This is a genomic window from Paraburkholderia sp. GV068 (assembly GCF_003058125.1).
In the GTDB taxonomy this organism is placed as follows: Bacteria; Pseudomonadota; Gammaproteobacteria; order Burkholderiales; family Burkholderiaceae; genus Paraburkholderia; species Paraburkholderia graminis.
The window spans coordinates 1-3,993 of the sequence record NZ_QBUB01000038.1; the positions used below are offsets into that span (position 1 = coordinate 1).

Below are 3,993 nucleotides of genomic sequence, written 5' to 3' on the forward strand. Positions count from 1 at the left end.
ATGCAGAATCGACACGCGCCCCGCAAGAGGCAGGCGATACGCCGTCAATATCTGCCCGATACCGATGTTCCGGAACTCCGGCCTCGGTTTTTTTACCGCTTCAGCCATGCTAGACCCCCTGCTATGTAGTTCACACCAATCCGCAATTTTAGCGCCTTTTCATTTCGCGCTGCAGCGAAAACCCCGACAGGTCCATTGCAGCGCGCGCAATAAAGGCGCCGTCAAACGGCGCGCGCGTGGGACGCCGCGCCTTCAATCCAGCTCAGTCCAGCCCGATTTAGCTGAGATCGTTCTGATAGTAGTACCCGGTTGTGACATACCAACCTCGCCGGACTTCCACCGGCCGATCCCCATAGGTGTAGGACACGCGTTCGACGGACAGCAGCGGAAAACCCGGCGGCACCTGCAGCAGATCGGCCACCGACGGCTCGGCGGCGACCGCGCGGATTTTCTCCGTGGCGCGGATCATGCGCGTGCCGAACTCCGTCTCGAACATCGCGTAAAGAGGACCCTTGTACTCCGACAGCCGCTCCAGCGTCAGCCCGCGAAACACGGCGCCTGGCAGCCAGATTTCATCGAGCACGGTCACTTCGCCGTCGAACTGCAACAGACGCTTGATCAGCACAACGGGATCGGCGGGCTTCAGGTCAAGTTGCCGCGCGATGTCCGCCGATGCACGCAAGCGCCGGCACTCGAGCAGGCGGCTAACGTGCGGATGTTCGGCGCCGTCATCGGCGAGTAACCGCAAAAAGCGAAACTGCGCGCGATCTTCGTTGTGCGTCGCAACGAACGTGCCCTTGCCCTGGCGGCGCACGAGCAGGTTCTCGGCGGCGAGTTCGTCGATCGCTTTACGCACCGTGCCCTGGCTGACCTTGTATCTGGCCGCTAATTCGACTTCACTAGGAATGATCTCGCCGGGCTTCCATTCACCGCTTTCGAGACTCTGCGTGATCAGCCCTTTGATCTGCTGGTACAGCGGGCTGAAAGTGGGTGACGCAGCGGGGACGGCCGCGGATGCACCTTCGCCCGCGGCCGCCTGGCCGCCGGGATTCGTGGTGTTGGCCGGGTTCGAATTCATGCGCGCATTTCATCATAAAGCGCTGGCTCGCGTCCAGCGTTTCCCCGGCAATAGATGTGTCTTATATAAGACATAAGATAATGTTGACTTTGCCTCTGCCGACTCCTACACTCCTTGTCGAGCAAGGGTTTGCGGGCGTTTTGACGGCTCTGCGCTGCATCCGGTTTGGCAGCGCCGCCACGCACTGGCAGCCACTCTGCACCATGCTGTTCCCACGCAGTCCAGGGTTTCGATTCGCCGCCGTTCGTTGGTCCGACGCTTGCCGAAACGCGCTGTTTGCAGGAGCCCGCACCGTGCAGCGGCTGCCCCGGCGCCTCAATGACCGCTCCCGCTCTGAAGAAACGGCCGCTTCCCCGTTTGATATGTCGGCGGAAGAAGGGCGAAGCGCCGGCTCAAGAGAGCTCAGCAGTACCGGTTTCCGGCATGGCGGTCTTGCCGCAGCGCCGCTTTCGGCCCGCAATTAACGGGCCGGCAGCGAGCCTCCCGCGAACAGCGAATTCCGCCGTGTTTAACAACGCTTCGCTGAACGCGCATATAGAATGGCGTTTTCCCTAGCGTCTAACGCATCGTCCTGGAGATTTCTCAATGGCTAAGCCCGCAAAGCGCGTTGCCGTCACCGGCGCCGCAGGTCAAATTGCTTACTCCCTGCTGTTCCGCATCGCCAATGGTGATCTGCTCGGCAAGGATCAGCCGGTGATCCTGCAACTGCTCGACCTGCCGCAAGCGCAAGGCGCCGTCAAAGGCGTCGTGATGGAACTGGATGATTGCGCATTCCCGCTGCTGTCGGGCGTCGTGATCACGGACGACCCGAAGGTCGCATTCAAAGACGCCGACGTCGCCCTGCTGGTCGGCGCGCGTCCGCGTTCGAAGGGCATGGAGCGTAAAGACCTGCTGTCGGCAAACGCCGAAATCTTCACGGTTCAAGGCAAGGCGCTGAACGAAGTCGCCAGCCGCGACGTGAAGGTGCTGGTGGTCGGCAACCCGGCCAACACGAACGCCTACATCGCGATGAAGTCGGCACCGGACCTGCCGAAGAAGAACTTCACCGCCATGCTGCGTCTGGACCACAACCGCGCGCTGTCGCAACTGGCCGCGAAGTCGGGCAAGCCGGTCGCTTCGATCGAAAAGCTGGCTGTGTGGGGCAACCACTCGCCGACCATGTACCCGGACTTCCGCTTCGCGACCGCAGAAGGTCAAAACCTGACCAAGCTGATCAACGACGACGAATGGAACCGCAACACGTTTATCCCGACCGTCGGCAAGCGCGGCGCGGCGATCATCGAGGCACGCGGTTTGTCGTCGGCGGCGTCGGCGGCTAACGCTGCAATCGACCACGTGCGTGACTGGGTGCTCGGCACGAACGGCAAGTGGGTCACCATGGGTATTCCGTCGGACGGCTCGTACGGCATTCCCGAAGACATCGTCTACGGCGTGCCGGTGATCTGCGAAAACGGCGAATACAAGCGCGTGGAAGGCCTGGAAATCGACGCGTTCTCGCGCGAAAAGATGGACGGCACGCTGCAGGAACTGCTGGAAGAACGCGAAGGCGTTCAGCATCTGCTCGGCTAAGCACCTGATGCAGACCAACCGGAACTCCGTAGCGTCACCGCGGCGGGTTCCGGTTTTTTTCGTGCGAATCGAGCAGACCAGTCGATTCGCACCTGATCCGAGCGCGTTTTGCCTGTCTGCCTGTACGACCGGACAGAGCGCGCCCGAATCGGTTTTCCTCAACAAAACCCACGCCCCTGACGCCGAAGATGCGCGCCCTCACACCCGCCGAAGTGCTGTTTGACGGCGAAGTGCCGCCCGCTGTGCTGCCTGCCTGCGATCACTACGCCGGCAGCGAAAAGCTGATGCTGAAATCGCTCGCGGTGCAGCAGCAACTGGGCCCCGTGTTCGACATCACGCTCGACTGCGAAGACGGCGCGCAAGTCGGCCGCGAAGCGGAGCATGCGGAGTTGGTCGCGTCGCTCATCGGCAGCGAGCATGACCGCTTCGGACGCGTCGGCGTGCGGATTCACGACTACGATCACCCGTACTGGCGTGACGACGTGCGCCTGATTCTGCGCGCGGCGAAGCGAGCGCCTGCTTTCATCACGCTGCCGAAAATCCGCAACGTGCTGGACGCGGCGGAAATGGTCGCGTTCATCGAAGCCACGCGGCGTGAGCTTGGCATCGCAAAAGCCATCCCGGTGCAACTGCTCGTCGAAACGCATGGCGCGCTCACGCGTGTGTTCGATCTCGCCGCGTTGCCCGGCGTCGAGGCATTGAGCTTCGGCCTGATGGATTTCGTCTCCGCGCACAACGGCGCGATTCCCGACACGGCCATGCGCTCGCCCGGCCAGTTCGATCATCCGCTCGTGCGGCGCGCGAAGCTGGAGATTTCAGCGGCTTGCCATGCGCACGGCAAGGTGCCGTCGCACAACGTCAGCACCGAAGTGCGCGACATGAGCGTGGTCGCGAGCGACGCCGCGCGGGCTCGCAACGAATTCGGCTACACGCGCATGTGGAGCATTCATCCCGCGCAGATTGAGGCCATCGTGGGCGCGTTCGCGCCGCGCGACGAGGAAATCGCCACCGCCGCCGAAATTCTGCTGGCCGCGCAGTCCGCTCAATGGGGACCCACGCGCCATCGCGACACCTTGCACGACCGCGCGAGCTACCGCTATTACTGGTCGGTGCTGCGTCGCGCGCGATCCACCGGCCGCGCGATCCCGCAAGATGCCGCGCCGCTTTTCGGGGACGTGGAGCAATGAGCACGCAAACAGGAGACAGCGGCAGATGAGCGAGACAACGCAAACCGCCGGCGTACAAGGCGGCTTCAAACCGAAAAAATCCGTCGCGCTGTCCGGCGTGACCGCGGGCAACACGGCGCTGTGCACGGTCGGCAAGACCGGCAACGATCTGCATTACCG

Annotated in this window: 3 protein-coding genes and 2 pseudogenes; 3 read left to right on the forward strand and 2 right to left on the reverse strand. The window is 62.7% G+C overall.

Features of this window, described 5'->3' with window-relative positions; all coding sequences use genetic code 11:
* Positions 1 to 108, reverse strand: a pseudogene (locus C8K18_RS32925) (succinate dehydrogenase, cytochrome b556 subunit); the annotation flags it as partial.
* Positions 109 to 277: 169 nt separating this feature from the next.
* On the reverse strand, positions 278 to 1,078 hold the full coding sequence (locus C8K18_RS32930) for a GntR family transcriptional regulator (RefSeq protein ID WP_006047556.1): 801 nt from the start codon (positions 1,076 to 1,078) through the stop codon (positions 278 to 280).
* Positions 1,079 to 1,663: 585 nt separating this feature from the next.
* On the opposite strand from C8K18_RS32930, the gene C8K18_RS32935 reads away from it, so the two are divergent.
* From C8K18_RS32935 to C8K18_RS32945, 3 genes and pseudogenes are all read left to right on the forward strand, one after another.
* Positions 1,664 to 2,647: a malate dehydrogenase gene (locus tag C8K18_RS32935; RefSeq protein ID WP_006047555.1), complete on the forward strand. Its 984-nt coding sequence runs from the start codon at positions 1,664 to 1,666 to the stop codon at positions 2,645 to 2,647.
* Between the two features lie 188 nt (positions 2,648 to 2,835).
* The gene (locus C8K18_RS32940; RefSeq protein WP_006047554.1) at positions 2,836 to 3,834 is read left to right on the forward strand and encodes a CoA ester lyase; all 999 of its coding nucleotides are present in this window, start codon (positions 2,836 to 2,838) and stop codon (positions 3,832 to 3,834) included.
* A 25-nt stretch (positions 3,835 to 3,859) separates the two neighbouring features.
* Positions 3,860 to 3,993: pseudogene (locus C8K18_RS32945) on the forward strand (2-methylcitrate synthase); the annotation flags it as partial.

Bases quoted from the DNA above. Each gene is read 5' to 3' on its own strand.
- C8K18_RS32930 (WP_006047556.1), bottom strand. From the start codon at position 1,078: ATGAATTCGAACCCGGCCAACACCACGAATCCCGGCGGCCAGGCGGCC.
- C8K18_RS32935 (WP_006047555.1), top strand. From the start codon at position 1,664: ATGGCTAAGCCCGCAAAGCGCGTTGCCGTCACCGGCGCCGCAGGTCAA.
- C8K18_RS32940 (WP_006047554.1), top strand. From the start codon at position 2,836: ATGCGCGCCCTCACACCCGCCGAAGTGCTGTTTGACGGCGAAGTGCCG.